The organism is Nocardia brasiliensis (assembly GCF_011801125.1).
Classification (GTDB): Bacteria; Actinomycetota; Actinomycetes; order Mycobacteriales; family Mycobacteriaceae; genus Nocardia; species Nocardia brasiliensis_C.
The window spans coordinates 7,069,268-7,094,481 of the sequence record NZ_CP046171.1 but is presented as its reverse complement, the minus strand read 5'-3'; the positions used below and the strand labels follow the sequence as shown (position 1 = coordinate 7,094,481).

Sequence of the window (25,214 nt, the reverse complement as noted above, 5' to 3'; positions counted from 1 at the left end):
AAGATTTCCGTGGCACAGGACGTGCTCACCGACCTGAACAAGGTCCGCAACATCGGCATCATGGCCCACATTGATGCGGGCAAGACGACCACAACTGAACGCATCCTCTTCTACACCGGTATCACCTACAAGATCGGTGAGGTTCATGATGGCGCCGCCACCATGGACTGGATGGCGCAGGAGCAGGAGCGTGGTATCACCATCACCTCCGCGGCTACCACGTGCTTCTGGAACGACAACCAGATCAACATCATCGACACCCCCGGGCACGTCGACTTCACCGTCGAGGTGGAGCGGTCGCTGCGCGTGCTCGACGGCGCCGTCGCGGTGTTCGACGGCAAGGAAGGTGTCGAGCCGCAGTCCGAGCAGGTGTGGCGACAGGCCGACAAGTACGACGTGCCGCGAATCTGCTTCGTCAACAAGATGGACAAGCTCGGCGCGGACTTCTACTTCACCGTGCAGACCATCAAGGACCGCCTCGGCGCGAAGCCGCTGGTCATCCAGCTGCCGATCGGCGCGGAGGACACCTTCGAGGGCATCGTCGACCTGGTCGAGATGAACGCCAAGGTCTGGAAGGGCGAGACCAAGCTCGGCGAGAAGTACGAGGTCCAGGAGATCCCGGCCGACCTCAAGGAGCGGGCCGAGCAGTACCGCCAGGAACTGCTGGAGACCGTCGCCGAGTCCGACGAGGCGCTGCTGGAGAAGTTCTTCGGTGGTGAGGAGCTCTCGATCGAGGAGATCAAGGGCGCCATCCGCAAGATGACGGTCAACTCCGAGCTCTACCCCGTGCTGTGTGGTTCGGCGTTCAAGAACAAGGGCGTGCAGCCCATGCTCGACGCCGTGATCGACTACCTGCCGACCCCGCTGGACGATGGTGGCACCGACGGCCACGTCCCGGGCAAGGAGGACGAGGTCCTGCACCGCGACGCGAGCGTCACCGAGCCGTTCGCGGCCCTGGCGTTCAAGGTCGCGACGCACCCGTTCTTCGGCAAGCTGACCTACGTGCGCGTGTACTCGGGCAAGGTCGACTCCGGCGCCCAGGTCATCAACTCGACCAAGGGCAAGAAGGAGCGTCTGGGCAAGCTGTTCCAGATGCACTCCAACAAGGAGAACCCGGTCACCGAGGCGCAGGCCGGCCACATCTACGCGGTCATCGGCCTGAAGGACACCACCACCGGTGACACGCTGTGCGATCCGAACAGCCAGATCGTGCTGGAGTCGATGACCTTCCCGGATCCGGTCATCGAGGTCGCCATCGAGCCGAAGACCAAGGCCGACCAGGAGAAGCTGGGTACCGCGATCCAGAAGTTCGCGGAAGAGGACCCCACCTTCAACGTGAAGCTGGACCAGGAAACCGGTCAGACGGTCATCGGTGGCATGGGCGAGCTGCAGCTCGACATCTACGTCGACCGGATGAAGCGCGAATTCAAGGTCGAGGCCAACATCGGCAAGCCGCAGGTGGCCTACCGCGAGACCATCACCAAGACGGTGGAGAAGCTCGAGTTCACCCACAAGAAGCAGACGGGTGGCTCCGGCCAGTTCGCGAAGGTCATCATCGGCCTCGAGCCGTTCGTCGGCGAGGACGGCGCGACCTACGAATTCGAGAACAAGGTCACCGGTGGCCGCGTGCCGCGTGAGTACATCCCGTCGGTGGACGCCGGCGCGCAGGATGCCATGCAGTACGGTGTGCTCGCCGGTTACCCGCTGGTCAACCTGAAGGTGACCCTGCTCGACGGTGCATACCACGACGTCGACTCCTCGGAGATGGCGTTCAAGATCGCCGGCTCGCAGGCACTGAAGGAAGCGGCCCGCAAGGCCGGTCCGGTGATTCTCGAACCGCTGATGGCGGTCGAGGTCACCACGCCCGAGGAGTACATGGGCGACGTGATCGGCGACCTGAACTCCCGCCGTGGCCAGATCCAGGCCATGGAGGAACGCAGTGGTGCCCGTGTCGTCAAGGCGCTGGTTCCGCTCTCGGAGATGTTCGGCTACATCGGTGACCTGCGGTCGAAGACCCAGGGCCGGGCGAACTTCTCCATGGTGTTCAACTCGTACGCGGAGGTTCCGGCCAACGTGTCGAAGGAGATCATCGCCAAGGCGACCGGCGAGTAATTACTCTTCGGGCGCGAATCAATACCCGATTCCCCGCGTAAGCGGGGATGATCCCCGCACTGCTGCAACTGCACGCACCAACAAGTCCAGGAGGACAAAGAAGTGGCGAAGGCGAAGTTCGAGCGGACAAAGCCGCACGTCAACATCGGCACCATCGGTCACGTCGACCACGGCAAGACCACGCTGACCGCAGCGATCACGAAGGTGCTGGCTGACAAGTACCCGGATCTGAACGAGAGCTTTGCCTTCGATCAGATCGACAAGGCGCCGGAAGAGAAGGCTCGTGGTATCACGATCAACATCTCCCACGTCGAATACCAGACGGAGAAGCGCCACTACGCGCACGTCGATGCGCCGGGTCACGCCGACTACATCAAGAACATGATCACCGGTGCGGCGCAGATGGACGGTGCCATCCTCGTGGTCGCCGCCACCGACGGCCCGATGCCCCAGACGCGTGAGCACGTGCTGCTCGCCCGTCAGGTCGGCGTGCCCTACATCCTGGTCGCGCTGAACAAGTCGGACATGGTCGACGACGAGGAAATCCTCGAGCTCGTCGAGATGGAGGTCCGCGAACTGCTGGCCGCCCAGGAGTTCGACGAGGATGCGCCGGTCGTGCGCGTCTCCGGCCTGAAGGCGCTCGAGGGCGACCCGAAGTGGACCGAGTCGGTGCTGGAACTGATGAGCGCCGTCGACGAGTCCATCCCGGACCCGGTCCGTGAGACCGAGAAGCCGTTCCTCATGCCCGTCGAGGACGTGTTCACCATCACCGGTCGTGGCACCGTCGTCACCGGTCGTGTCGAGCGCGGCATCATCAACGTGAACGAGGAAGTCGAGATCGTCGGCATCCGCGAGAAGAGCACCAAGACCACCGTCACCGGTATCGAGATGTTCCGCAAGCTGCTCGATCAGGGCCAGGCGGGCGACAACGTCGGTCTGCTCGTTCGTGGTATCAAGCGCGAAGATGTCGAGCGTGGCCAGGTCGTCGTGAAGCCGGGCACCACCACCCCGCACACCGAGTTCGAGGGCCAGGCCTACATCCTGTCGAAGGACGAGGGTGGCCGCCACACCCCGTTCTTCAACAACTACCGTCCGCAGTTCTACTTCCGTACGACTGACGTGACGGGCGTTGTGACCCTGCCCGAGGGCACCGAGATGGTCATGCCCGGTGACAACACCGAGATGTCCGTCAAGCTGATCCAGCCGGTCGCCATGGACGAGGGTCTGCGCTTCGCGATCCGCGAGGGTGGCCGCACCGTCGGCGCCGGTCGCGTCACGAAGATCATCAAGTGATTCGCTGAATCACCAACCCGAACGGCGTCGCTCCCCGGAGCGGCGCCGTTCGGCGTTTCCGGGGAGAACGCCTGAGGACTTCGGCCAGCTCCGCCGCACGGAACACGACGGGTTCATCGACGTCGGCGATCTCGATCTGACGCCAAAGAGGACATCCAAGGTAGCGTGGATGTCAAGAGTGCGGCGTATGACGTGGTCCCGTTCAGCGAACTGCTACACAAGCCCGCGGTCACGGCCGGGCTGCTGGGTCAGGTTCGCGCGGTGCGTTTGCGCCGTAGGGATGCGGGCGACCTCGCGCTGATGCGGGTGGAACAGCTCGACGCGGAGGGCGCGGTTGTCGATTTCACCGCGCGGCTGCTTGCTGGGCTGATTCGGCGAGTCGGTGCGCAGGCCGTCCGTGACGTGCTGCCGGACGCCGTGCCGTGGGTGGTATTCCTGCCCGAGGTGGACCTGGATCAGTTCCTGAGTGAACTCGTCGCGGTCGCGCAGGGTGCGGCGGCCTTGGAGAACCTCGCCCCGATCGCGTCCCTGCTGACGCAGTGGCGGCACACCGCCGAGATCTACGCCGATCCCGCATTGCTCGAATTGGTCGCCAAAGAGCCGGAAGGTGATTTCGGCCCGGCGCCGATGCCCGACGTTCCCGAGTCCGATCGGTGAGCCCCAAACGCGGTGATCGCGCCGCGCCGCCCGCGGTCGGCACCGAATTCGACATTCGTTTGGCCACCAGCGAATCCTGCACGGGCTGGGAGTAGTTGGCGGCTCAGGTGCCCGGCAACCTGCGTCGAGCGTACGAGGCGATCAGAGCCGACCCGAGGGCGAAATCGAACCCGGATCGACAGCACCGGCTCAAAGGCGCGCTCGGTGTCGCGACCTGGAAGGGCGTCGCGCTGGAACGCTGGCAATACGAGGTGACCGGCAGCGGTCGGGCACCCGAAAGCCACCGACTGACGCTTCGGCCTTTTGCGGCGTTTCACGACAAGCACCGGCTCGTCGAGGCGGCGGGGGTCAGCAGTGAAAGGCTTGGCCGACTGCGGTTTCGCGTTGGTCTGCGGCGACTTCACGCAGGCAGCCGAGTGCGAGAATGCCGTCGTCGCTCATCTGCACGCCGCTGCCGTCGGACGGGTTGACGCAGGTGAGTCCGTTCGTCGCGATGCGGCAGGTGTAGCGCTCGAAGGTCACGGTGCTGTCGTAGGGCAGTGTCTGACCGTTGCCGTTGACGAAAAGCCCTGGGTCGCCACGGAATTGGCCGACGGTCAGGGCGGTGCCGGTGTAGTTGACGTAGCCGCCGTCCCAGTTTCCGAAGCCTTCACCGGGCTTGGCCACCGGGTTCTTCAGCTTGACGACACAGTTGAGTCCGTCGATCCCATAGGCGGTTCCGGTGCTGCAGCTGATCTTGCCTGTGGGGCTGGTGAACGCGATATCGCCGGTCAACGCGGTGACGGGCCTGCCATCGGTGGTGACGGAGTGATACTGGCCGACGTCGACCGCGCTGCCCGCCCGCACCCATGCGATGCGCTCCTTCAGTTGGCTTTCGCGGCTGGCCGGTGTCGATGAGGGTGCGGCGGTAGCGGTCGTCGCCGGCGGTTGGTCCTGCGCGGCCTGTGGATGGCCGCCGGTGGATTGGGAGCAGGCGCTCAGCGCCAGAACAAGGGCAACCAGTGCCGCGATACGCATGCCCGCCACCCTAGTGCGGTCTCGCGGACGCGCGACTGGCGAGCTGGCCCGCGTGGTCTGCTCGGGGGCGAATGCTTCAGCGGCGCTGCGGTTTTGGCCGGGCGCCCAGCTGCTCCGGAGGTAGGTGGCCACGGGTTGCGGTGCAACGGTTTACCGCGGACAGTGGCGGCGGCAGGCGCGCGACGATGACCTCCGAGGTTATCGCGCGGCCGCACTGTCTTCGTTAGCGTCGAGGGGGAGAGCGCACCAGCAGATCTGGAGGAACCGATGAGCAAGTCCACCGTTGCCGCCGACCTGGACGTCACCGAGGGTACGCTGCGGCACGGCATGCCCTACCTGGCGCTGGGCGCCGGGCGTCCGCTGGTGTTTCTGCGGTGGTTCACGCCCGATCACGCCAATCCGCGCGGCTGGATGCGGGATTCGGAGATCAAGATGCTGGCACCCTTGGCCAGGCACTTCCGGGTCTACGCGGTGAGCAGGGCACCGGGCATGGCGGCGGGCACCACCATGGCCGATATCGCGGCCGAGCACGCCGACGCCTTGCGTGCCGAGTTCGGCATGGCGGTCGACGTGGTCGGAGTGTCCTCGGGCGGCTCGGTGGCGCTGCAACTCGCGGTGGATCATCCGGCCGCAGTGCGGAGTCTGGTCGTCGCGTCATCGGGCTACCGGTTGGATCCGCTCGCCAGGGAGAGCCAGATCCGTTATGGGGAGGCGGCTTTCGCGGGTCGGCGCGCACTGCATCACATGGCGGCGACCACCGTGTCCTCGCCGACGCTGGCCCGGCTGGCCGGTGCGGCCATGTGGTTGATCGATCCGCTTGCCCGTCCCAAGAATCCCGCCGACACCCTCGCCTTCCTCCGGGCGGAGGACGAGTTCGACCTGTCCGATCGCCTCGGCGAAATCATCGCTCCCACACTCGTGCTCGGCGGCGAACGCGACGCGGGCTACAGCACCGAGAATTTCCGGCGAACCGCCGACGGCATCCCCGATTCCCGCCTGATCATCTACTCCGGCACCAGCCATACCGGCGTCACTCGCCACCCCCGATTCGCCACCGATATCACCGAATTCGTCACCGCCCGTATCCCTTTCATCCCCTGACCGCTTCCGGCCAATCCGGCAGCACGCCGCTTCCCGTCGACCCGCCCCGCACGCGTACCCCTCAATTGCGGGCCGTGGCCGCCCAATAGCCGCTCCGGCGAACGTACTCAGCGGCGCGACCGGCGGCACGGATGCGGTCGGCCAGGTGGCGCGGGTCCGCGAGGTCTTGCCAGCCCCAGCGGACCACCATCCAGCCGAGTGCGCGCAGTCGGTCCCGATCGGTGGTGCGGGCCCCGCGTAATGCGTTCTGGTGCTGGATGTTTCCGTCGAATTCGCCGATGACGCCCAGTTCGGGAAACAAGAAGTCGACTCGTCCGACACATACCCCGTCGTCGGTGAACACGCGCGCCTGCAGTTCGGGTGCGGGCAGTCCGCCGTCGTGGAAGGCGATGCGGCTGCGTGACTCGCCGATGCTTTCGCTGCGCCCGTCGAGGAAGGCGATGGCCGCCGCCGCGCGGCGCGCGCCACGGCGATGCCGCGCGCGGAAAAGGTAGTTCCGCAATTCCTCCGCGGTGGTGAGTCCCTGGCGCAACGCGTTGTCCCCGATGACGACGGCCTGCGCGAAACTCGCCGAACGAGCGATGTCGACGACCGTCCGCGGCGCCGTGGTCACCTGGAGCCCGTTGACGATGGTGATCTCTTCCGGCGACAGCTGCGCCGAATGCACCACCAACTGATTGGTGACCCGCCCGCCGTTGATCCGGTTGCGGGTCAGGTGCACCCGGTCCAGCGGCATCGACCAGCACGGCACGCCGTGCAGCACCACGGCCGAACAGTGACTGGCGACCGCGTCTTCGGGCATCGCCTCGCAGGTCGCGAGCGTGAGCACCAGATGACGCCCCGCCAGCGTGAGCCCCGGCTCCGGCGCGTTGACGTAGCGCCCGGTCCGCACCCGCCACCACGATCCGTCCTGACAGCGCCTGCGCAGTTCACTATCGGAGATTCCCCACGCCAGCGCCTGCTGTCGCGAGACCAGTTGCGGTGCATCCATACCGCGATCGTGAACTACCCGGCTCGCGGACACCACCCGCGAATCCCCAATTGTGGACAACACGCACCCTGTGCATAACTTTCGATCCCCACTTCGCCGGAACTCAGCCGAGCTGAGTCATTCCGGCGGCGACGACCTGGGCGACGTTGAGCAACTCGTCCGCGGTGGGAATGGGCACGCCGTCGAGAGCGTGCAACCGATCGGTGCTGGCGATGGCGAACATCGCGGAGACCCAGGCGGCCGCGCAGGCGCGCAGAGTGCCGGGCCGCACCGGCGCGGGCGCGCTCGCCTGCAGCACCCGCGCGGTGACATCCAGCAGTTGATCACGCAGATGCCGCAATTGCCGTCGGACGTCGGGGTGGGTGTCCGCCTCGCGCCACATGATCACCCGCAGCACCGAGGAGTGATGGTCGCGCAGGTTGAGCGCGGCGTCCAGCGCGACCAGGCTGGCCGCGGGATCGCCCGGCGCGACCACGGTGCCGATGTCGTCGATCGGATGGGCGGGCACCCGCTCGGTCATCAACGTCGACAGGATCGAATCCTTGGTCGGGAAGTAGTAGAAGACAAGGCCTTTCGGCACGCCGGCGGCCTCGGCGATGGCCGCCGTCGCGGTGGCGTCGAAACCCTGTTCCGCGAAGAGTTTCTCGGCCGAGTCCAAGATGAGTTGCCGGGCGTCGCCGTCGACTTTCGCGCTGCGGCGGCGCCCGGCTTTGGGTTCCTTGCCCGGCCGCCGGGTGGTCCGGCGACCGGGTTTCGGCATCTGCATCAGTGGTGTGGCGCCATGCTGTGCAGACGTCCCGACACCGTCGGCAGCGCCGCTACCGCGACCACCGCTGTCACTACCCCGACTACCCATGCGGTCCAGGATGCGCCGCGGTAATCGGTGAAGTCCATGGCCCATGGCGAAATGAACAGCAGCACGCCGAACAGGCCCATGGCGTAGTCGGCGTTCGCACCGAGGGCGGGCCGGTACATCTGCGCCAGCCCGGTGAGTGCGATGAGCACGCCGAGCACGATCAGCGACCACATCGCCTTGTCGGTGGTGTCCAGCCACAGGGGTGAGAGCGCGGCGAAGACGCCGAGCACGACGGCTAGCAGGTCCTGCGCGCGGCTTTCGGTGAACATGGTGTGCCTCCTAGGGCTCAGGATTATGTCCTACCTTTGGGTATAGACCTGATTGACCGCCCGATCAATATCGGAACGGCTACGATTGCACCGCGATCGCCGAGTGATCGGGCTCACTCCGGCGTGGAACCAAGCAACCGTTAGGGTGGGCTGCGTGGCACCTTCAGCAACAGACACCGCGCCGATCGTGATCGTGGGCGCAGGCCTGGCCGGCCTGCGCACCGCCGAGGAATTGCGCCGGACCGGATACGAGGGTGAGCTGGTCCTGCTGGGTGACGAAGCGCGGCTGCCCTACGACCGGCCGCCGCTGTCCAAGCAGTTCGTCCGCGGCGAGACCGACGACACCACCCTGCGCCCCGACGAGTTCTACGCCGAGAAGCGGATCGACGTGCGGCTCGGCACCGAGGCGGTCGGCCTGGACACCGCGGCACGGCAGGTGCGTCTGGCCGACGGCACGGCCCTCGACTACGCACAGCTGATCATCGCCACCGGCCTGCGCCCGCGCCGCCTGCCCGGCCTGCCCGACCTTGCCGGTGTGCACGTGCTGCGCGGCCACGCCGACGCCATCGCGCTGCGCTCCGAATTGGCCGTGGCGGCAACGGCACTCGTGATCGGCGCGGGTTTCATCGGCTGCGAGCTGGCGGCCAGTTTCCGGGCCCGCGGTGTCGCGGTGGTGCTGGTCGAGCCGCAGCCGACGCCGCTGGCCGGCGTGCTCGGTGAGCGGGTAGGCGAGCTGGTGGCCAGGCTGCACCGCGCCGAAGGGGTGGACCTGCGCTGCGGTGTCGGCTTGCATACCCTGCTCGCCGAGGATGAGCGGGTGCGCGGCGCGATCCTGTCCGACGGCACGCAGGTGCAGGCCGATCTGGTGGTGCTGGGCGTCGGTTCGCGTCCGGTGACGCAGTGGCTGGCCGAATCCGGCATCGCGCTCGCCGACCCGGCGGCGGGCGGCGGGGTGCTGGCCGACGAGGTGGGCCGCACCTCGGCCGAGCGGGTCTGGGCGGTCGGCGACGTGGCCGCCTGGCGGCAGCAGGCCGGGCACAGCAAGCGGATCGAGCACTGGACCAACGCGGGCGAGCAGGCCCGGCTGGTGGCGTGCGCGCTGCTCGGTGCCGCCGCGCCGACCGCGGCCAGGGTGCCGTACTTCTGGAGCGACCAGTACGACGTGAAGATCCAGGCGCTCGGCACGCCTGCCGCGACCGATGATGTCGACGTGGCACTCGACGACGGCCGCAAGTTCCTCGCCTACTACTCCAGGGAGGGCAGGCTGACCGGCGTGGTCGGCGCGGGCACGACGGCGCAGGTCATGAAGACCAGGGCGAAGATCGCGGCGGGCGCACCGGTTTCGGAGTTGCGCACGCCGAGTTGAGAGCAGTCAGAGCGCGGTCGCGCGATCGCGACCGAAAACCGCCCGCCGCTCGTCGCGGACGCCGTCCCGGGCACCGCGTCAGGGCCCTGTAATAACGTTGTCGATGTGATCGTCGCGCTCATCGATTCGGGTCTCGGCTTGCTGCCCACATCCGCGTGGCTGCGCAAGTTGCGTCCGGACGTGGATTTGCTGCTGCAATTGGACCCCGACGGCGCGCCGTGGGGGCCCAAACCGGAGCAGTGGACGATCGACCGCGTGGTCGGGGCCGCCGGGATGTCGATCGAGCTGGGCGCCGAGGTGATCGTCATTCCGTGCAACACCGCCAGCGTCACCGCGCTCGAGCACGTGCGCGCGCAGGTCGGTCCCGACGTGCCGGTGATCGGCACGGTGCCCGCGATCAAACCGGCCGCCGCCGTCTGCCGGTCGGTGGCGGTCTGGGCCACCGCGGCCACGACGGCCAGCCGGTACCAGGCGGACCTGATCGCCAAGTTCGGCGGCAACGCCGATGTGGTCGGCGTGGCCTGCCACGGCCTGGCCGACTCGATCGACCGCGGTGACCTGGTCGGCGCGCGCGAGTCCATCGCGCGGGCGGTGGCCGAGACCCCCGACGACGTGGAAGGCGTCGTGCTCGGCTGTACCCACTACCCGCTGGTGATCGATGCCATCGTCGCCGCGCTGCCCGACGGTGTCCGGCTCTTCGACAGCGCGCAAGCCGTTGCGGCACAGACCATTCGGCGCATGGACGCGCTCGGCCGTCCGACGCCGGGCAACGGCGCTGTGCTGGTCCGTAACAGCGGCAGGCCCGGCGAGTTGCCCGCCAGCGCCGCGGCTTTCGAATCGGGCCGGATTCTGGGCGCACAAGGGTGAGCTGACGTGCCGGGCGCGCCGACTCCTGTTCCGCACCATCATTCGGAAGTGAGATGCTCGCGATGACCGACCTCGCGCAGACCGCGGCCGCGGTGCAAGCCGCGCTGCGGGCGATCGCCGATCCCGCCGACGCGATCCACCTGCAGCGCTTCTTCAAGACCGGCCCCGGTGAATACGGCGAGGGCGACGTGTTCATCGGCGTGCGTGTCCCCGCGACCCGCGCGGTCGCGAAACGCTTTGCGGCACTGTCCCTGGACGAGATCGACCTGCTGCTGGACAGCCCGGTGCACGAGGACCGCTTCGCCGGTCTGGTCGTGCTCAACGCCCGGTTCGCCGCCGCGTCCAAGCCCCGCACGTTCGACGACGCGGCCCGCGCGGAAATGGTGGACCGCTACCTGGCCGCCGTGCGCCGTGGCCGGGTGAACAACTGGGACCTGGTGGACGTGTCCGCCGAGAACATCGTCGGTCCGTGGCTGCTGGACAAGCCGAGGGAGCTGCTGTTCGAGCTGGCCGGCGCGGACTCGCTCTGGGAGCGCCGGGTCGCGCTGCTGTCGAGCTTTGCCTTCATCAAATCCGGCGATGCCACAACCACATTCGCGTTGGCCGAGCGGCTGCTCGACGACCGCCGCGACCTCATCCAGAAGGCACTGGGCTGGATGCTGCGCGAGGTCGGCAAGCGGATCGAGCAGCGCCTGCTCACCGACTTCCTGGACCGGCATGCCGCCGACCTCGGACGCACCGCGCTCAGCTACGCGACCGAACATCTCGATCCCGCGCGGCGCGCGCACTACCGCGCGCGCTGAACGGTCAGAACTGGATCTTCAGGTGGTTGGTCACCGGATGTGCCTGGCAGCCTAGGATATAGCCGTTCTCGATGTCGTCCGGGTCGAGGATCTCGGCGTTGTCCATCTCGACCTTGCCCTCGAGCACCGTGCACGCGCACGAACCGCATTCGCCCTCCTGGCACGAGTACGGCACGTCCAGGCCCTTGGCCAGCATGATGTCGACCAGGGTCTGCTTGCGCGGCCAGGACAGCTCGTGCACCTCGCCGTCGAGCTCCACCTCGACCGTGGCGGCCGCGGCCGCCTCCTCGTCGGAGATCTCGACCGGCGCCTGGTCCGCGAACGGGTCGCCCGCAAGGGAATTGAACACCTCGGCGTGCGTGCGTGTGCGCGGCACCCCGAGCTGGGCGAGCGCGTCGTGTACCCGGTCCATGAACGGCTTCGGCCCGCACATGAACGCTTCGAAGCTCTGGTACGGCGCGGCCAGGGTGGCCAGCGCGTCGGCGGTCGGCAGGCCCTGCAGGTGTTCGAGCCAGTGAATCACGGTCAGTCGCTGCGGATGCTTGTCGGCCAGGTCGCGCAGTTCGTTCGCGAAGATCACCGAATCGTGGTCACGGTTGGCGTATACCAATACGATTCGGCCGCTGCCGCGCGCGAGCGCCGATTTCAGGATCGACATCACCGGCGTGATGCCGCTGCCCGCGCCGAACAGCAGCAGGTCCGCGTCGAGGTCCTTGGGCGTGAAAACGCCCGAGGGCGGCAGCAGTTCGAGCGAATCGCCCGCTTTGACGTTGTCGCACACCCAGTTCGAGCCGTAGCCGCCCGCGGTCCGCTTGATGGTGACCTTCGGGCGGTCGTCGGTGAACGGCGAGCTGGCCAGCGAATAGCACCGGGCCACCGAGCCGGTCAGGTCACTGGGGATGCGCAGCGTCAGGAATTGGCCGGGGTGATAGCGGAACCGCTCGGCCAGGTCCTCGGGCACGTCGAAGACCAGCGAGCAGGTGTCGGGCGTTTCGGTGATGACCGCCGCCACCCGCAGCACGGCCGACCGTGAACCGTGCGGAACCTCGACGGTCGAGCCGCCGCTCACCTGAGCATCGCCCCCGATGGGTTCGCTCCGCGATGCTGCATCCATAGTCGTCCTCTCGAACCTGGCGCGGCGCTACTCGGCGCCAAAACTAGAACGTGTTTCAGTTTTATCGTACGTCGGACGTCGGCTGCCGGACAAGCTGGGCCTCGAGTCCGGCGATCAGTACCTCCATGCCGAAGTCGTAGGCGTACTTCCCGCGCAGGTCGGCCATGTGCTTGGTGGCACGTTCGACGGCATTCGGGAGAGCGACATCCGACAGCGGCGCGCGGTCGCGCGGGTTCACCCGGCTGCGGCCGAACAGGTAGGTGTGAATCGTGGCATAGGCGGCCAGCACGTTGCGATCGTTGAAGCCCGCCTCGAACAGGATCTCCATCACCGCCGCGATCAGATCGAGCTGTTTGCCGAGCATCTGCTCGATCAGTACGTCGCCAAGGCCGGGGTGCTTGCGCAGCTTCTCGTCGATCTGGTCGATGAGATCGCGCAGCCGGACCTGCCAGGTGCCGGATTCCGCTGGTGGCGTGCGCACTCCGGTCAGTGCGGCGGTGGCGACCAGATCGAGCAGCTCGCGCTTGTCCGCGACGTAGTAGTACGGCGCCATCGGGGAAACTCCGAGTTCGCGGGAGAGCCGCCGCATCGACAGTTTCTCCACGCCGTCTTCGCGGACCACCCGCAGCGCGGCCTCGACGATCTCGGACTCCGACAGAGTGTTGCCGCCCCCGCTCGTCTGCATTCGTCCGACTCCCATGCCACCTCTACCACCGCGGGCGCGCGTCGCCCGTCCCGTCCTGTCCAGCTGCTTTCTCTCCGAAGTCTAGAGGGCGACGCCGGGCCCGGGTCGGTGTGCGGGTTACTCGGTCGCCACGGCACGGGCCCGCTCCGGCCGATCGGCGCGATGGCGGGGCGGCCGTTCTGCCTGCGGCGGCCAAGTCGTGCACAAGAACGTGTTCCATTTTGTCAGCGAATGACGTTATCGTGTGACGGGGGCTACATCGGGTAGCCGCCGATCGCTTGCTCGGAGGTAGACATGCCGGAATACGGAGCCAACGGACACGCCGACACCGACCACTCGGGCACGGTCGGCACCGCCGAACCGCGCGAGGACACCGCGCCGCTGGTCGAGGAGACCCTCATCGAAGAGGTGTCCATCGACGGTATGTGCGGCGTCTACTGACAGGCGGAAAGACCATGTTCGATCTCGATGACCGATGGCAGCTGCACCCGCGGGTGGCCCTGCGCCCGGAACCGTTCGGCGCCCTGCTCTACCACTTCGGCACCCGCAAGCTCTCCTTCCTGAAGAGCCCGCGGATCGTCGAGATCGTGCGGTCGCTGCCCGCGCACCCCTCCGCGCGATCGGCGCTGAGCGCCGCGGGTGTCACGGCGCGCGATTCCGCGCAGTATGTGAAAGCGCTGACACAGCTGGCCGATTCGGCGATGATCATCGAGGCGCCTGCCCCTGCTACGCGGGCGCCCGCCGCCGCCGCTGCTGTGAGCGCGGCACCGTCGACGGCGGGGGTGGTCCCGCCGTCCGACGCGGCGGTGCGATTGGTGGATCGGTTCGAATCCGGTCTGGCGGCGCCGATCTGCCTCACCTGGGAACTCACCTACGCCTGCAACCTGTCCTGTGTGCACTGCCTGTCCTCGTCCGGCCGTCGGGATCCGCGCGAGCTGAGCACCGAGCAGTGCAAGGCGCTGATCGACGAGTTCGAGCGCATGCAAGTGTTCTACGTCAACATCGGCGGCGGCGAACCCACGGTGCGCCCGGACTTCTGGGAGTTGGTCGACTACGCGACCGCGCACCACGTCGGAGTGAAGTTCTCCACCAACGGTGTTCGGATCACGCCCGAGGTGGCCGCCCGGCTGGCCGCAAGTGACTATGTCGACGTACAGATTTCGCTCGACGGCGCGGACGCGGCGGTCAACGACGCGGTGCGCGGGCCCGGCTCCTACGCGATGGCGATCCGGGCGCTGGAGAATCTCGCCGCGGCCGGCTTCCGCGACGCGAAGCTGTCGGTCGTGGCGACCAGGCACAACATCGGTCAGCTCGACGAGTTTCGGGCGATCGCCGAAAAATACGGTGCCACTTTGCGATTGACCAGGCTGCGGCCGTCCGGGCGCGGCGCCGACGTCTGGGACGGGCTGCACCCGACCCCGGAGCAGCAGCGGGTGCTCTACGACTGGCTGCTGCGCAACGGCGAGGGCGTGCTCACCGGCGACTCGTTCTTCCACCTGTCCGCCTACGGTCAGGCCCTGCCCGGACTGAACCTGTGCGGCGCGGGGCGGGTGGTCTGCCTGGTCGACCCGCTCGGCGACGTGTACGCCTGCCCGTTCGCCATCCATGACCGGTTCCACGCCGGAAACGTGGTGGCGGACGGCGGTTTTGCCGCGGTGTGGCGGGAGTCGGAGCTGTTCGCGGAGCTGCGTGCGCCCAGCGGCGGCGGTGCCTGCGCGTCGTGCAGCCACTACGACTCGTGCCGCGGCGGCTGCATGGCGGCCAAGTTCTTCACCGGGCTGCCCGCCGACGGGCCGGACCCGGAATGCGTCCAGGGCTACGGCGAGGCGGCGCTGGCCGACCCGGCGCGGTTGATTCCGCGCTCGTCGGTCGATCATTCGCGGCGGGTGACCCCGCGCACCGGCTCCCGCAAACCCGCGCCGGTGCCATTGACCCTGTCGGTGACGCGCCCGAGCGGATTTTCACCTGAACGCCGCCCGGCTCGTGCCTGTGACGAGAGTCCGCTGGCATAGCGGATGGCAATTGCCGGTGGTGTGCTGTCGAACGCGCGGCGGTCGAGTTCCGGTTACGACCGGCCGATTGCCGTTGCGTTGCCGAATGCTGGAATCGTGTGAAATGAGCGGCCCCAACTTTGTCCGCGATATCCGCCGCGGCGCGTCGGCGGGCCCGATTGGTGCGGAATTCTGTCCTTTTAACCGGACTGATGATGCTTGTCCGCGAATCTCCGCCTAGCATGCCAGGAATGCGCCATGATCGCCTGCCCGACGGATTCGGGGTGCGGATTGATCCACGGGTACGCGCATACTCCGGCGGACGAGTGTTGATCGGCGGTTCCCCCGCTCGGTTGCTGCGACTTGCCCCGGAGGCCGCCGAGATGATCGGCGACGGGTACCTCGAGGTGACCGGGCCGAAGTCCGCGACCGTTGCCAGACGGCTGCTCGACTCCGGCGTCGCGAATCCGCGTCCGCGCCTGCTGCCCTCGCCCGAGGACGTCACCGTCATCGTGCCGCTGTACAACAACCCCGACGGGCTCGCCCGGCTGCTCGCGGCGCTGCGCGGGCACAACGTCATCGTGGTCGACGACGGGTCGGACCAGCCGGTGCACATCCCGCGCGATCGCGGTTCGCGCTGCCGGGTCACCGTGCTGCGCCACGACGAGCGCCAGGGCCCGGCGGCCGCGCGCAACGCCGGATTGAAGGCGGCGACAACCGACTTCGTCGCCTTCCTGGATTCGGACGTGGTGCCGCGCAGCGGCTGGCTCGAGGTGATGCTCGGGCACTTCAGCGACCCGGAGGTGGCGCTGGTCGCCCCGCGCATCGTCGCGCTCGACCCGGAGTCCAACGCACTGGCCCGCTACGAACACACCCGCTCCTCGCTGGATCTGGGCAGGCGCGAGGCCGCTGTGCAGTCGCACGGGCTGGTGTCCTACGTGCCGAGCGCGGCACTGCTGGTGCGCAGGCGCGCCCTGCTCGATCAGGACGGCTTCGACGAGTCGATGCAGGTCGCCGAGGACGTCGATCTGTGCTGGCGGCTGGAGCAGGCGGGCTGGCGGCTGCGCTACGAGCCCGCTGCCCACGTCGCGCACGACCACCGCGTGTCGTTCCGCGCCTGGTTCGGCCGAAAGATGTTCTACGGCACCGGTGCCGCGCCGCTCGGCGAGCGGCACCCCGGCATGGTCTCGCCGCTGTCGCTGCCCTCGTGGACCATGCTGGCGGCCTTCCTCTTCGCCACCAAGTCCAAGTGGGGGCTGCTCGGCGGAGTGCTCACCCTGGCCACCGCGCTGGTGCGACTACGCCGGGTGTTCGCCGAACTGGACAACCCGACGCGGATCGCCGCGATCTATCTGTCGCGCGGCTTCTTCGCCGGGCTGTGGCGGCTGGCCTCGGCGATGTGCAGGCACTACTGGCCGGTGACGCTGCTGGCGATGCTGGCGTCCAGGCGGATTCGGCGCATCGCGATCACCATGGCCGTCGCGGACGGCCTCGCCGACTGGTTCACCCACCGCGACGCGGGCGGGCTCGATCCGGTGCGCTACGTGGCGTACAAGCGGCTCGACGACATCGCCTACGGCACCGGGCTCTGGGTCGGCGCCTTCCGCGCGCGCAGCCCGGAGTCGCTGAAACCCACTGCGCCGTCGCACTGATTCCGTGCTCGCGCACTGATCCGCAGACGAATCGATCGGACGCCGGATGACCGACACCCTCATCGTCGGCGGCGGCACGGCGGGCTGCGTGCTCGCCGCGCGGCTCAGCGAGCACCCGGACCACACCGTGCGGCTGGTCGAGGCGGGCCGGGTGTGGCGCGCGCCCGCCGACGTGCCTGCGCGGTTGCGCGCGGCCACCCGGCTGCCGATCGAGGCGGGCGCGCCGTGGCTGTGGCACTATTCGATCTCGCTCGCCGCCGCCGACGGTGCCGCGCACACCGGGGATATCGTGCGCGGCAAAGTGATCGGCGGCTCGAGCGCGGTGAACGGCAGCTATTTCGCGCGCGCCGAGCCCGCGGACTTCGCGGCGTGGAGCGGTGTCCTCGGCGGCGCGCGCACCTGGGCGTTCGACGCGGTGTTGCCCGCGTATCGGCGTTCGGAGCGCGACCTGGACTTCGGTGCGCGGCCTTGGCACGGCCGTTCCGGTCCGATTCCGGTGCGCCGCAGCACCGATCCGGTGCCGTTGAGCGCGGACTTCGCCGACTCCTGTGCGGCAGCGGGGTTCGCGGCGCTCGCCGATCTGAACGCGCCCACCGGTGCTGCCGACGGCTTCGCTCGGGTGCCGTGCAATATCGCCGACGGTGCGCGCGCGAGCACCGCGCTCGCCTATCTGATGCCCGCGCTGAATCGGCCGAATCTCACCGTGCACGGCGATACCGCGGCGACGCGCATTGTTTTTCGCGGCACCCGCGCAATCGGTGTCGAAGTGCTGCGGGCCGGTCGTCGGGAAACGGTGTACGCCGATCGGATCGTGCTGAGCGCGGGCGCGATCGAAACCGCCGCATTGCTGATGCGTTCCGGTGTCGGTGCGGCCGAACACCTGCGGGCGCTCGGAATTGCGCCGGTGCACTCGGCGCCGGTCGGGAGTTGGTGTGTCGATCATCCCGAAATCGGCCTCGAATACTGTTTGCCCGCACCGGCTCGCGCGGCCGTCGCATTGGAATATGTGCTGACGCTGGGCGACCTCGAATTCCGCCCCTATACGGTCGCTTTCACCCCGGGCGCCGGGCGGCTCGGGGTGGCGCTGATGCGACCTGAGTCGGCGGGTACGGTGCGTTTGCGGACGGCAGACCCGGCGACGCCGCCGGATATCCGGCTCGGCTATCTGCGCGCCGAGCGCGACCGGGCGCGGCTGCGCGCGGCGGTCGGCACCGCGGTGGCGCTGCTGCACGGCATGGGGGCGCGTCCGTGCGCCGACCCGATGCCGCGGCCACCGGCGCGGGCCGACGCCTGGCTGCGCGCGAACCTGGCCACCTCGCAACACTTGTCGGGCACCTGCCGGATGGGTCCGGCCGACGACGCGCGCGCGGTCGTCGACGAACGCTGCCGGGTGCACGGCGTCACCGGTCTTTCCGTCGTCGACCTGTCCGTCGTGCCGGTGCCGTTGGGGCGTGGCCCGCAGGCGACCGTGGTGATGCTCGCCGAACACGTTGCCGCGCATCTCATCAGCTGAGACGAGATCCGCTCGGGACGGAGCGAACTGGTCAACCGCTACAGTCTTTAGAGGAAAACGCCCCCATTTATTGGGGCAAGCGCCTAATGTTCGCCATGCCTGTCCGCAGGGGCATCGGCCAGCTGTTGTTTTGCCGCTCTAGGAGGCTCTGGTGCTACATACGGAGTTGAGTCGCGGCATGCCAGGTGAGCTGTATCCGTCGGGGGTACAGCTCACCACAACCGGTCCCGCCCACCGCCGCTCGGTGCTACCACGACTATCGACTCCGCCGCCCGCCCCGATGCCGCCCGTCTTGTCCGCGGAACCGCCGGAAATGTCGGTCGCCACCAGTAGGCTGAACCTGGCAGTGGCCGAACCGGATCGACGCTTCATCGACGCCGAGGGCGGTCTACTGCGTCAGGCTTCGCCGGTGCCGGACACAGGGAAGGTTCGGCACCGGTGAAGATTTCGCCGGCGATGGCCGGCCGACGACTTCTGCTTCCTCGCCACATTTCCGCCCGCACGGCACCCACTCGTCCGCTGCGCACTTGCGCGCGCGACGCCGGATGCGGGCCGAGTACGGCGCCCTTTTCGTTGCGCGGCCCCTTCGCCGCCGCGACCGCTGCCACGCGCGCCGTACCGCGAGCGCGTGACGTGATCGGAGCGCGGGTGCACAACCTTCCCCGCTCGCACGTCGATTCGCCAGTGACGGGCCGCACAACCATGCGGTGCGCGTCGTTGTGCTCGACCCCAGAAGAACCTGACCCGACCAGGAAGCTAGGAAATCGCATGAACAACCCCTTCGACAACGACGACGCCCAGTTCTACGTCTTGGTCAACGCCGACGGCGAGCATTCGCTATGGCCGATCTTCGCCGCGGTACCGGGCGGCTGGACGATCGCGTACGGGGCCGCGGCCCGCAAGGCCTGCCTGCACTACGTCGAAACCCATTGGACCGATATGCGTCCCAAGTCACTCATCGAGGCCGGGGCGAACGAAACCTCCTGAGGTAGCGCCGAACCCGAAAAACCGCCCATATAGGCGGGGTGCGCCGGCTTTCCTCCCCCTGCCGGTCGGCGCACCTCGCCCCCTACTCGTACTCTGCTGCGCCCCAGTGCATCATGTACATATGACGAATCAACGGATCACCCCCACGCTGCCGGAGACGTTGATCGCAGCCGCCCGTCGCTGGGAGTCCGGCCGCCCGACACCCGCGCAGACACAACAGATCAGCGGTTGGCTCACCGGCGTCATGCGTGGTGCCCGCCCGCAGGACGCAACGAATTCATAACGGCGAGGCCGCACCGCTCGGCGAGCGACCGGCACCGCGTCGGCGCGTGCCCGGCTCGATGGGTCTTGCGCGCCGTGGGTGAATGACGGTTCGTCAGGCCTTGGTTCGCGACGACTCGAGCACCGACCTGGCATGCTGGCGCCAGCCCGTGACCGCTCGGCCGCGGAACCCCGACAGCGCGGTGTCGAACTGCTTGGCGCGCTTGGTGACCGTCAATCCGATATAGGTGTTGTTTCCGGTGATCGCTTGTGTCGCAATGGAACACGCTTCGTCGACTTCGCCCGCGCTCAGCAACGCGGTGGCATGCTCGAAGCGAACGAGCGCAGGCTCCATTGTTTCTCGCGGATCGTAGAGTGTGAGCGCGCGGGCCGCGGCTTTCGCCGTTTCGGTGGCGCGGCCGAGCCGCGCGTTGCCGATCGCCTGGTAGAAGGCGAGTTTTTCGGGCCGATAGGAAAAGATGCCCACCGTAAGTTCTTGCTGGTCAATATCTTCCAATGCGCGGGCGGATTTCTCGATACACCGGGTGAACTGATCGGCATTTCCCAGGCTGGCATGCGCGCGGGCCGCCATTCCCCACAACCAGCCCGCCGCGGCGCCGTGCGCCGGATTCTCCTCCAGCCGCCCGCCGAGCAGGTTCAGGACTTCCCTCGGTTTGTCGCTGTAGGTCGGCAGGTACGCCAGACCCGCCAGTGCGATGTCTTCGGAGTAACGATCACCGATGTCCTGCGCGGCATGGATCGCCGTGCCGTACCACATCCTGGCCTGCCCGAAATGCCCTTCGTTGAACAGGATTTCGCCGACCACGTTGGCCAGCCTGCCCGCCGTGCGGACCAGTCGGACCTGATGGTGGGTCGCCTGGCGCTGAGCGAGCGCGCCGCGGACCGTGCGGAACTGCTCCAGTGTCGGATGCAACAGTTCGTGCGGCGGTACCTGAACCACCCGCTTGCCGAGCTCGGCGACCGAGTTCTCGAGTAACCCGAGTCGGCGCTCGCTGATCGACCCGGCGTCCAGGGTGGCCAGCATCTTCTCCGGCTCGCTCGCGATCAGCTCGGCGGCCCGGCCGGTGAGGCCCACACCGATACAGGCCAGTAATTCTCGCCTTCTCACGTCGTCATCCTCGACTTCCTTGTCGAGCCCGATGTCCCTACCGAGCTGGGTGTGCGGATCGGGCGCCGAGTCGGCAGTCACGAGGTCGAGGCCGGAGCCTCGACGTGCCGTGACGGTCCGCTCGAATCGCGCGACGACGGCCGGATCGGCATCGGAGACGACCTTGTCCAGCAGGCGCTGGCTTGCGGCATGCATCCGAGTCGTTCGGCCGTTTTCCCAGAGGACAACGGTGCGCGGGGTGACGCCCACCAGACGCGCGAATTCGTACCGACTTCGCCGCAGCGCGGCCCGAAGCGCACGGACATCCTCGCCCGTCCAGTCGATCTCAACCATAGGTCCCGCTTCCTCGCACCAGGCTGATACAAACGGAAACTACCCGCAATTACCGCATTCGGGACTGTTATCCACCGAATCGCAACGTGCACGCTGAATCCGCACCCGGTGCCGGGGTTCTGCCCAAACCCTCACGAGGGCGCCGGCATTCCGGAATCCTGCGCGCGGTCCCGGCACGGCCTGATCCATCCGTGTCGAGCGTGATTCCGGTAGGCGCCTTCGGTGCCGGGTGCACCGACATTGTTCGGAGGGATGGCATGCCGTATTTCCCCGGCCGTGGCGGGGAAATACGGCATGCCCGCAGTGTGCTCGGCAATCGCCGAGCCGCGAAAAAGTAAACTGGACAGTCTTTGGGTAGTCAGACAGCTGCGGCGAGATCGTCGAATTCTTTGTCGGTCAGCGTGATCCGCGCCGCCGCGGTGTTCTCTTCGAGGTGCGCGACGCTCGCGGTGCCCGGGATCGGCAGCAGCACCGGCGACCGGCGCAGCAGCCAGGCCAGCGCCACCTGTGCGGGTGTCGCGTCGTGCGCCGCGGCGATGGCGTCGAGCGGACCGCCGGATTCGGCCAGCTTGCCGGTGGCGATCGGATACCACGGAATGAACGCGATGTTCTCGCGTTCGGCGTAGTCCAGCACGTCGTCGTCGGTGCGATTGGTCAGGTTGTAGAGGTTCTGCACCGATACGATGGTGGCGAGTTCGCGGGCCTGCTCCAGCTGTTCGACGCTCACCTGAGACAGGCCGATATGGCGGATCTTGCCCTCCTGCTGCAGCAGCGTCAGCTCGCCGATCTGGTCGGCCAGCGGCACCTTCGGATCGATCCGGTGCAGTTGGTAGAGGTCGATCCGCTCCAGTCCGAGATGGCGCAGACTGAGTTCGGTTTGCTGGCGCAGGTATTCGGGCCTGCCGACCGCTCGCCAATCGCCGGGGCCACTGCGGGTGAAACCGCCCTTGGTGGCGATCACCAGGTCGTCGGTGTACGGGTGCAGGGCCTTGCGGATGAGCTGCTCGCTGACGAAGGGGCCGTAGGAGTCGGCGGTGTCGATGAAGTTCACGCCCAGCTCGACCACTCGGCGCAGCACCCGCACCGCCTCGTCGGGATCTTCCGGGTCACCCCAGACACCGGGGCCGGTCAGCCGCATGGCGCCGAAGCCGAGCCGATGGACCGGCAGATCCCCGCCGATCGCGAAGGTCCCGGACGCGGCGGCGGGCCGGGCGTGGAGGTCGGTGCTCATATGATTCGGTTCCTTCCGAAGTGGAATTACGCGAAAACGGACGAGCCTTGCTGTGGATATCGTGCGACGACGTCGCTCTGGGCAGCAACGTCGCGACCCCGCCGACGATTCCCGCGCCCGGTCAGGCCAGCCTGCGCAGCAGTTCCGCGGCCACCGGCGCGGACGACGCCGGATTCTGGCCGGTGATCAGGTTGCGGTCCACCACTACCTTCGGCGCCCACGGCGCACCCTCCTGGAAGTCGGCGCCGAGCTCGACGAGCCGGTCCTGCAGCAGCCACTTGGCCCTTTCGGCCAGACCGCCTTGCCGTTCCTCGGCATTGGTGAAACCGGTGAGGGCGTAGCCGGCGAAGGCGTTGGTCCCTTCGGCGTCGGTCGCGGCGAGCAGGGCGGCCGGACCGTGGCAGACCACCGCGAGTGGTTTGCCGGATTTCAGTGTGGCGGTGAGCAGTTCGCCGGATTCCCGGTGCACCGCGAGGTCTTCCATCGGACCGTGGCCGCCCGGGTAGTAGACCGCGGCGTAGTCGGCGAGGCGCACCTGGGCGAGATCGGCGGGCCGCTGTAGTTCGACCGCGGCGGCCAGCGTTTCGGCCCGTTGGTCGGCGATGTCCTGGCCACCGTTGTACTCGGCGGCCAGGCTGGCTTTGTCCACCGGCGGAACCAGGCCACCGGGCGTGGCGACCACGATCTCGTGGCCCGCGGCCTTCGCCGCTTCGTACGGCACAACGAACTCCTCGGCCCAGAATCCGGTCGGGTGCAGCGTGCCGTCGGCCAGGGTCCAATGGTCGGCGCCGGTCACAACGAAAAGTATCTTGGCCATGTCTCCGACCCTAGGTTCGACCACGAAGAGTGGCCAATGGGATCACCGATATCAGACATCGGCATTTCGATGGGTCCGCCGTTCGGCGAAGACCGTGCGCGCCACCGTGATCGCGTTGAGCGCGGCCGGGAAGCCGGTGTAGCCGACCATCTGGATCAGCACCTCGATCACCTCCTGCTCGCTGCCGCCGACATTGAGCAGGCCGTGGATGTGCACCCCGAGCTGCGGGGCGACGCCGAGCGCGGTGCACATCGCCACCGTCACCATCTCCCGGGTCTTCAGGTCGAGTCCGGGCCGGGTGTAGATGTCGCCGAAGGAGTACTCGACGAGCAGGCGGGCGAAGTCAGGGGCGATGTTCTGCAGTGCGGCGACGACCTGCTCGCCGGCCTGCCCGTCGATCTCGGACAGCGCGGCGCTGCCTCGCTCGAAACGGTCGCCGGTGGGCGCGGGTTGCGCGGCCGGCTCAGCGGGTAGATCGGTGCGGGCGGCGAAGACCTCCTTCGCGGCGGTGAGTCCGTTCAGCGCGGCCGGGAAACCGGCGTACACGCTGGCGTGGATCAGCACCTCGACGATCTCGGTGCGGGTGCAGCCGACATTGAGCGCACCGTTGATGTGCCAGCGCAGCTGCGGCGCGGCGTGCCCGAGTGCGGCCAGCGCGCCGACCGTGGCCAGCTCGCGTTGCCGCAGGGTCAGGCCGGGCCGGGAGAGGATGTCGCCGTAGCCGAATTCGACGGTGAGCCGGCCCAGGTCGGGTGCGATATCGCCAAGGCTCTCCAGTACCGCGGGACCTTCCGGCCCACCGATCTCTTTGAGCAGCGCCATGCCGCGCTCGAAACGGTCGTTGTGCCCCGTGGGCTGCTGGATTGTGGTCATGCGAAGGACTGTAGAAGTTGGAGTGCACTCCAACGCAAGCCCTGGATCGCGGGCCTCATCCTTGCAGGGGAGGCGATCTCCGGGTTCGTCCCGGATGTGCGGCCACGCTCGGGTGCCTACCGTTTCGGGTATGCGCCGCGCACCTCTCGTCGCCGTTCTCGCCGCCGCCGGACTGCTGGCCGGATGTTCTTCGGAAATGCCGTCGGGCCCGGAAAAAGGTCTGTCGGACAACAGGATTCGCGCCGTTCAAGCCGATATCGATCGACTCGTCGCGGACGGGGTCGTCGGCGCGATCGCGACCGTCACCGGCGACGGCGCGACCGTGGTGCTGACCAGCGGCGAGTCCGACCTCGCCACGCACACGAAGATGCCCGCCGAGCCGCGCCAGCGCACCCGGATCGGCAGTATCACGAAGACCTTTACCAGCGCGGTGCTGCTGCAACTGGTCGCCGAAGGCAAGCTCCGGCTGGACGAACCGGTCGACACCTACCTGCCCGGCCTGCTGACCGGGCCCGGCATCGACGGACAGGTGATCACGGTCCGCCAGGTGCTGCGGCATCAGAGCGGACTTCCGGAACTCACCGAGGACCCGCGGATCGACGAGTATCGAGCGGCGTTGCGGCACCGCACCATGACGGCGGCCGAGGAGGTCGCGATCGTGCTCACCATGCCCGCCGATTTCGCGCCCGGCACCCGCTACGAGTACAGCAACACCAACTACATCGTGGCCGGAATGCTCGTCGAGAAGATCACGGGCGCACCGTATGTCGAGGAGCTGACGCGGCGGATCCTGACTCCGCTGGAGCTCTCGGACACCTATCTGCCCGGCCCCGGTGAGCTGGACATCCGTGGTCCGCACCCGAAGGGCTACGACGAGATCGACGGCGTGCGCACCGACGTGTCCCGGATCGAGCCATCGGTGCCGTGGTCGGCCGGTGCGCTGGTGTCCACCGGCACCGACCTGAACCGCTTCTTCACCGCATTGCTCGCCGGAAAAGTGGTGCCCGCCAACGAACTCCGGGAAATGCGCGCTGGAGTGCCGATGGGCGACGAAGCCGACGGCATGTCCTACGGGCTCGGCCTCGGCGAGGTCGAACTACCCTGTGGCGCAGACTATGTCGGGCATACCGGTGAAATCTATGGCTACCTGACGGTATCCGGCGCGACGCCGGACGGCCGGGCGGTGACCTATGCCTTCAACACGAAGACGAAGTCAGAACCCGATCTTATCGGCCTGCTCGGCGACGCGCTGTGCCCCTGATAACTGCCGCACTTCTGGCCGGGAGGTGGGTGCCG

23 protein-coding genes and 1 pseudogene are annotated in these 25,214 nt (G+C 67.8%); 14 read left to right on the top strand and 10 right to left on the bottom strand.

Annotated elements, in window-relative coordinates; all coding sequences use genetic code 11:
- Positions 1 to 9: 9 nt before the first annotated feature.
- The 3 genes from fusA (at position 10) to F5X71_RS32310 (ending at position 4,062) form a co-directional block, all read left to right on the top strand.
- Positions 10 to 2,112 carry an elongation factor G gene (fusA, locus tag F5X71_RS32320; protein WP_167465398.1) on the top strand — a complete coding sequence of 701 codons (2,103 nt, stop codon included), beginning with the start codon at positions 10 to 12 and terminating at the stop codon, positions 2,110 to 2,112.
- 102 nt (positions 2,113 to 2,214) lie between these two features.
- Complete coding sequence (gene tuf / locus F5X71_RS32315) at positions 2,215 to 3,405, top strand: elongation factor Tu (RefSeq protein ID WP_167465397.1); 1,191 nt, start codon at positions 2,215 to 2,217, stop codon at positions 3,403 to 3,405.
- A 165-nt stretch (positions 3,406 to 3,570) separates the two neighbouring features.
- Positions 3,571 to 4,062, top strand: coding sequence for a hypothetical protein (locus F5X71_RS32310; protein WP_167465396.1), 492 nt, complete (start codon positions 3,571 to 3,573; stop codon positions 4,060 to 4,062).
- A gap of 348 nt (positions 4,063 to 4,410) precedes the next feature.
- Here F5X71_RS32310 and F5X71_RS32305 read toward each other — a convergent pair whose 3' ends face one another.
- On the bottom strand, positions 4,411 to 5,211 hold the full coding sequence (locus F5X71_RS32305) for a hypothetical protein (protein WP_167465395.1): 801 nt from the start codon (positions 5,209 to 5,211) through the stop codon (positions 4,411 to 4,413).
- A 135-nt stretch (positions 5,212 to 5,346) separates the two neighbouring features.
- Here F5X71_RS32305 and F5X71_RS32300 point away from each other — a divergent pair, with 135 nt between their 5' ends.
- Positions 5,347 to 6,180, top strand: a complete 834-nt coding sequence (locus F5X71_RS32300) for an alpha/beta fold hydrolase (protein WP_167465394.1) — start codon at positions 5,347 to 5,349, stop codon at positions 6,178 to 6,180.
- Between the two features lie 61 nt (positions 6,181 to 6,241).
- Here the strand turns inward: F5X71_RS32300 and F5X71_RS32295 are convergent, their stop codons facing one another.
- From F5X71_RS32295 to F5X71_RS32285, 3 genes are all read right to left on the bottom strand, one after another.
- Positions 6,242 to 7,171 carry a hypothetical protein gene (locus tag F5X71_RS32295; protein ID WP_167465393.1) on the bottom strand — a complete coding sequence of 310 codons (930 nt, stop codon included), beginning with the start codon at positions 7,169 to 7,171 and terminating at the stop codon, positions 6,242 to 6,244.
- Positions 7,172 to 7,274: 103 nt separating this feature from the next.
- The gene (locus F5X71_RS32290; RefSeq protein WP_174817175.1) at positions 7,275 to 7,937 is read right to left on the bottom strand and encodes a TetR/AcrR family transcriptional regulator; all 663 of its coding nucleotides are present in this window, start codon (positions 7,935 to 7,937) and stop codon (positions 7,275 to 7,277) included.
- A complete protein-coding gene (locus F5X71_RS32285; RefSeq protein WP_167465392.1) occupies positions 7,937 to 8,296 on the bottom strand; it encodes an SPW repeat domain-containing protein in 360 nt (119 codons plus the stop codon). Before F5X71_RS32285 ends, F5X71_RS32290 begins: the two co-directional genes overlap by 1 nt.
- A 154-nt stretch (positions 8,297 to 8,450) precedes the next feature.
- Here F5X71_RS32285 and F5X71_RS32280 point away from each other — a divergent pair, with 154 nt between their 5' ends.
- From F5X71_RS32280 to F5X71_RS32270, 3 genes are all read left to right on the top strand, one after another.
- Positions 8,451 to 9,662 (top strand): NAD(P)/FAD-dependent oxidoreductase, encoded by a 1,212-nt coding sequence (locus F5X71_RS32280; protein ID WP_238815585.1) that lies wholly within the window; start codon positions 8,451 to 8,453, stop codon positions 9,660 to 9,662.
- A gap of 105 nt (positions 9,663 to 9,767) precedes the next feature.
- Positions 9,768 to 10,529, top strand: coding sequence for a glutamate racemase (locus F5X71_RS32275; protein WP_167465391.1), 762 nt, complete (start codon positions 9,768 to 9,770; stop codon positions 10,527 to 10,529).
- A gap of 62 nt (positions 10,530 to 10,591) precedes the next feature.
- A complete protein-coding gene (locus F5X71_RS32270; protein ID WP_167465390.1) occupies positions 10,592 to 11,332 on the top strand; it encodes a DNA alkylation repair protein in 741 nt (246 codons plus the stop codon).
- A 4-nt stretch (positions 11,333 to 11,336) separates the two neighbouring features.
- On the opposite strand, the gene F5X71_RS32265 is transcribed toward F5X71_RS32270, so the two are convergent.
- Both F5X71_RS32265 and mftR2 read right to left on the bottom strand, forming a co-directional pair.
- Positions 11,337 to 12,446: a ferredoxin--NADP reductase gene (locus F5X71_RS32265; RefSeq protein ID WP_167465389.1), complete on the bottom strand. Its 1,110-nt coding sequence runs from the start codon at positions 12,444 to 12,446 to the stop codon at positions 11,337 to 11,339.
- A gap of 61 nt (positions 12,447 to 12,507) precedes the next feature.
- Entirely contained in the window at positions 12,508 to 13,131 is a 624-nt protein-coding gene (gene mftR2 / locus F5X71_RS32260) for a mycofactocin system transcriptional regulator MftR2 (protein ID WP_167465388.1), read from the bottom strand.
- Positions 13,132 to 13,497: 366 nt separating this feature from the next.
- Between mftR2 and mftA the strand changes: the two are divergent.
- The 6 genes and pseudogenes from mftA to F5X71_RS32230 form a co-directional block, all read left to right on the top strand.
- A pseudogene (gene mftA / locus F5X71_RS37645) lies at positions 13,498 to 13,572 on the top strand (mycofactocin precursor MftA); the annotation flags it as partial.
- 14 nt (positions 13,573 to 13,586) lie between these two features.
- Positions 13,587 to 15,143, top strand: a complete 1,557-nt coding sequence (gene mftC / locus F5X71_RS32250; RefSeq protein ID WP_167465387.1) for a mycofactocin radical SAM maturase — start codon at positions 13,587 to 13,589, stop codon at positions 15,141 to 15,143.
- Between the two features lie 230 nt (positions 15,144 to 15,373).
- Positions 15,374 to 16,774: a mycofactocin biosynthesis glycosyltransferase MftF gene (mftF, locus tag F5X71_RS32245; RefSeq protein WP_167465386.1), complete on the top strand. Its 1,401-nt coding sequence runs from the start codon at positions 15,374 to 15,376 to the stop codon at positions 16,772 to 16,774.
- A 46-nt stretch (positions 16,775 to 16,820) separates the two neighbouring features.
- Positions 16,821 to 18,287, top strand: a complete 1,467-nt coding sequence (gene mftG, locus F5X71_RS32240) for a mycofactocin dehydrogenase MftG (protein ID WP_167465385.1) — start codon at positions 16,821 to 16,823, stop codon at positions 18,285 to 18,287.
- A gap of 768 nt (positions 18,288 to 19,055) precedes the next feature.
- Positions 19,056 to 19,274, top strand: a complete 219-nt coding sequence (locus F5X71_RS32235; RefSeq protein ID WP_167465384.1) for an MbtH family protein — start codon at positions 19,056 to 19,058, stop codon at positions 19,272 to 19,274.
- A 121-nt stretch (positions 19,275 to 19,395) separates the two neighbouring features.
- Positions 19,396 to 19,557, top strand: coding sequence for a hypothetical protein (locus tag F5X71_RS32230; protein WP_167465383.1), 162 nt, complete (start codon positions 19,396 to 19,398; stop codon positions 19,555 to 19,557).
- A gap of 93 nt (positions 19,558 to 19,650) precedes the next feature.
- On the opposite strand, the gene F5X71_RS32225 is transcribed toward F5X71_RS32230, so the two are convergent.
- From F5X71_RS32225 to F5X71_RS32210, 4 genes are all read right to left on the bottom strand, one after another.
- Positions 19,651 to 20,997, bottom strand: a complete 1,347-nt coding sequence (locus tag F5X71_RS32225; RefSeq protein WP_167465382.1) for a helix-turn-helix domain-containing protein — start codon at positions 20,995 to 20,997, stop codon at positions 19,651 to 19,653.
- 358 nt (positions 20,998 to 21,355) lie between these two features.
- On the bottom strand, positions 21,356 to 22,228 hold the full coding sequence (locus F5X71_RS32220; RefSeq protein ID WP_167465381.1) for an aldo/keto reductase: 873 nt from the start codon (positions 22,226 to 22,228) through the stop codon (positions 21,356 to 21,358).
- Positions 22,229 to 22,349: 121 nt separating this feature from the next.
- A complete protein-coding gene (locus F5X71_RS32215; protein ID WP_167465380.1) occupies positions 22,350 to 23,045 on the bottom strand; it encodes a type 1 glutamine amidotransferase domain-containing protein in 696 nt (231 codons plus the stop codon).
- Positions 23,046 to 23,096: 51 nt separating this feature from the next.
- Positions 23,097 to 23,918 carry a carboxymuconolactone decarboxylase family protein gene (locus F5X71_RS32210; protein WP_167465379.1) on the bottom strand — a complete coding sequence of 274 codons (822 nt, stop codon included), beginning with the start codon at positions 23,916 to 23,918 and terminating at the stop codon, positions 23,097 to 23,099.
- Positions 23,919 to 24,048: 130 nt separating this feature from the next.
- On the opposite strand from F5X71_RS32210, the gene F5X71_RS32205 reads away from it, so the two are divergent.
- Entirely contained in the window at positions 24,049 to 25,179 is a 1,131-nt protein-coding gene (locus tag F5X71_RS32205) for a serine hydrolase domain-containing protein (protein ID WP_167465378.1), read from the top strand.
- The last annotated feature ends 35 nt before the right edge of the window (positions 25,180 to 25,214 follow it).

What these genes read in the sequence shown, in the direction of transcription:
- F5X71_RS32300 (WP_167465394.1), top strand. Translation starts at nt 5,347, where the DNA reads ATGAGCAAGTCCACCGTTGCCGCCGACCTGGACGTCACCGAGGGTACG.
- F5X71_RS32295 (WP_167465393.1), bottom strand. Translation starts at nt 7,171, where the DNA reads ATGGATGCACCGCAACTGGTCTCGCGACAGCAGGCGCTGGCGTGGGGA.
- F5X71_RS32290 (WP_174817175.1), bottom strand. Translation starts at nt 7,937, where the DNA reads ATGCAGATGCCGAAACCCGGTCGCCGGACCACCCGGCGGCCGGGCAAG.
- F5X71_RS32285 (WP_167465392.1), bottom strand. Translation starts at nt 8,296, where the DNA reads ATGTTCACCGAAAGCCGCGCGCAGGACCTGCTAGCCGTCGTGCTCGGC.
- F5X71_RS32270 (WP_167465390.1), top strand. Translation starts at nt 10,592, where the DNA reads ATGACCGACCTCGCGCAGACCGCGGCCGCGGTGCAAGCCGCGCTGCGG.
- F5X71_RS32265 (WP_167465389.1), bottom strand. Translation starts at nt 12,446, where the DNA reads ATGGATGCAGCATCGCGGAGCGAACCCATCGGGGGCGATGCTCAGGTG.
- mftR2 (WP_167465388.1), bottom strand. Translation starts at nt 13,131, where the DNA reads ATGCAGACGAGCGGGGGCGGCAACACTCTGTCGGAGTCCGAGATCGTC.
- mftC (WP_167465387.1), top strand. Translation starts at nt 13,587, where the DNA reads ATGTTCGATCTCGATGACCGATGGCAGCTGCACCCGCGGGTGGCCCTG.
- mftF (WP_167465386.1), top strand. Translation starts at nt 15,374, where the DNA reads ATGCGCCATGATCGCCTGCCCGACGGATTCGGGGTGCGGATTGATCCA.
- mftG (WP_167465385.1), top strand. Translation starts at nt 16,821, where the DNA reads ATGACCGACACCCTCATCGTCGGCGGCGGCACGGCGGGCTGCGTGCTC.
- F5X71_RS32235 (WP_167465384.1), top strand. Translation starts at nt 19,056, where the DNA reads ATGAACAACCCCTTCGACAACGACGACGCCCAGTTCTACGTCTTGGTC.
- F5X71_RS32230 (WP_167465383.1), top strand. Translation starts at nt 19,396, where the DNA reads ATGACGAATCAACGGATCACCCCCACGCTGCCGGAGACGTTGATCGCA.
- F5X71_RS32225 (WP_167465382.1), bottom strand. Translation starts at nt 20,997, where the DNA reads ATGGTTGAGATCGACTGGACGGGCGAGGATGTCCGTGCGCTTCGGGCC.
- F5X71_RS32220 (WP_167465381.1), bottom strand. Translation starts at nt 22,228, where the DNA reads ATGAGCACCGACCTCCACGCCCGGCCCGCCGCCGCGTCCGGGACCTTC.
- F5X71_RS32215 (WP_167465380.1), bottom strand. Translation starts at nt 23,045, where the DNA reads ATGGCCAAGATACTTTTCGTTGTGACCGGCGCCGACCATTGGACCCTG.
- F5X71_RS32210 (WP_167465379.1), bottom strand. Translation starts at nt 23,918, where the DNA reads ATGACCACAATCCAGCAGCCCACGGGGCACAACGACCGTTTCGAGCGC.
- F5X71_RS32205 (WP_167465378.1), top strand. Translation starts at nt 24,049, where the DNA reads ATGCGCCGCGCACCTCTCGTCGCCGTTCTCGCCGCCGCCGGACTGCTG.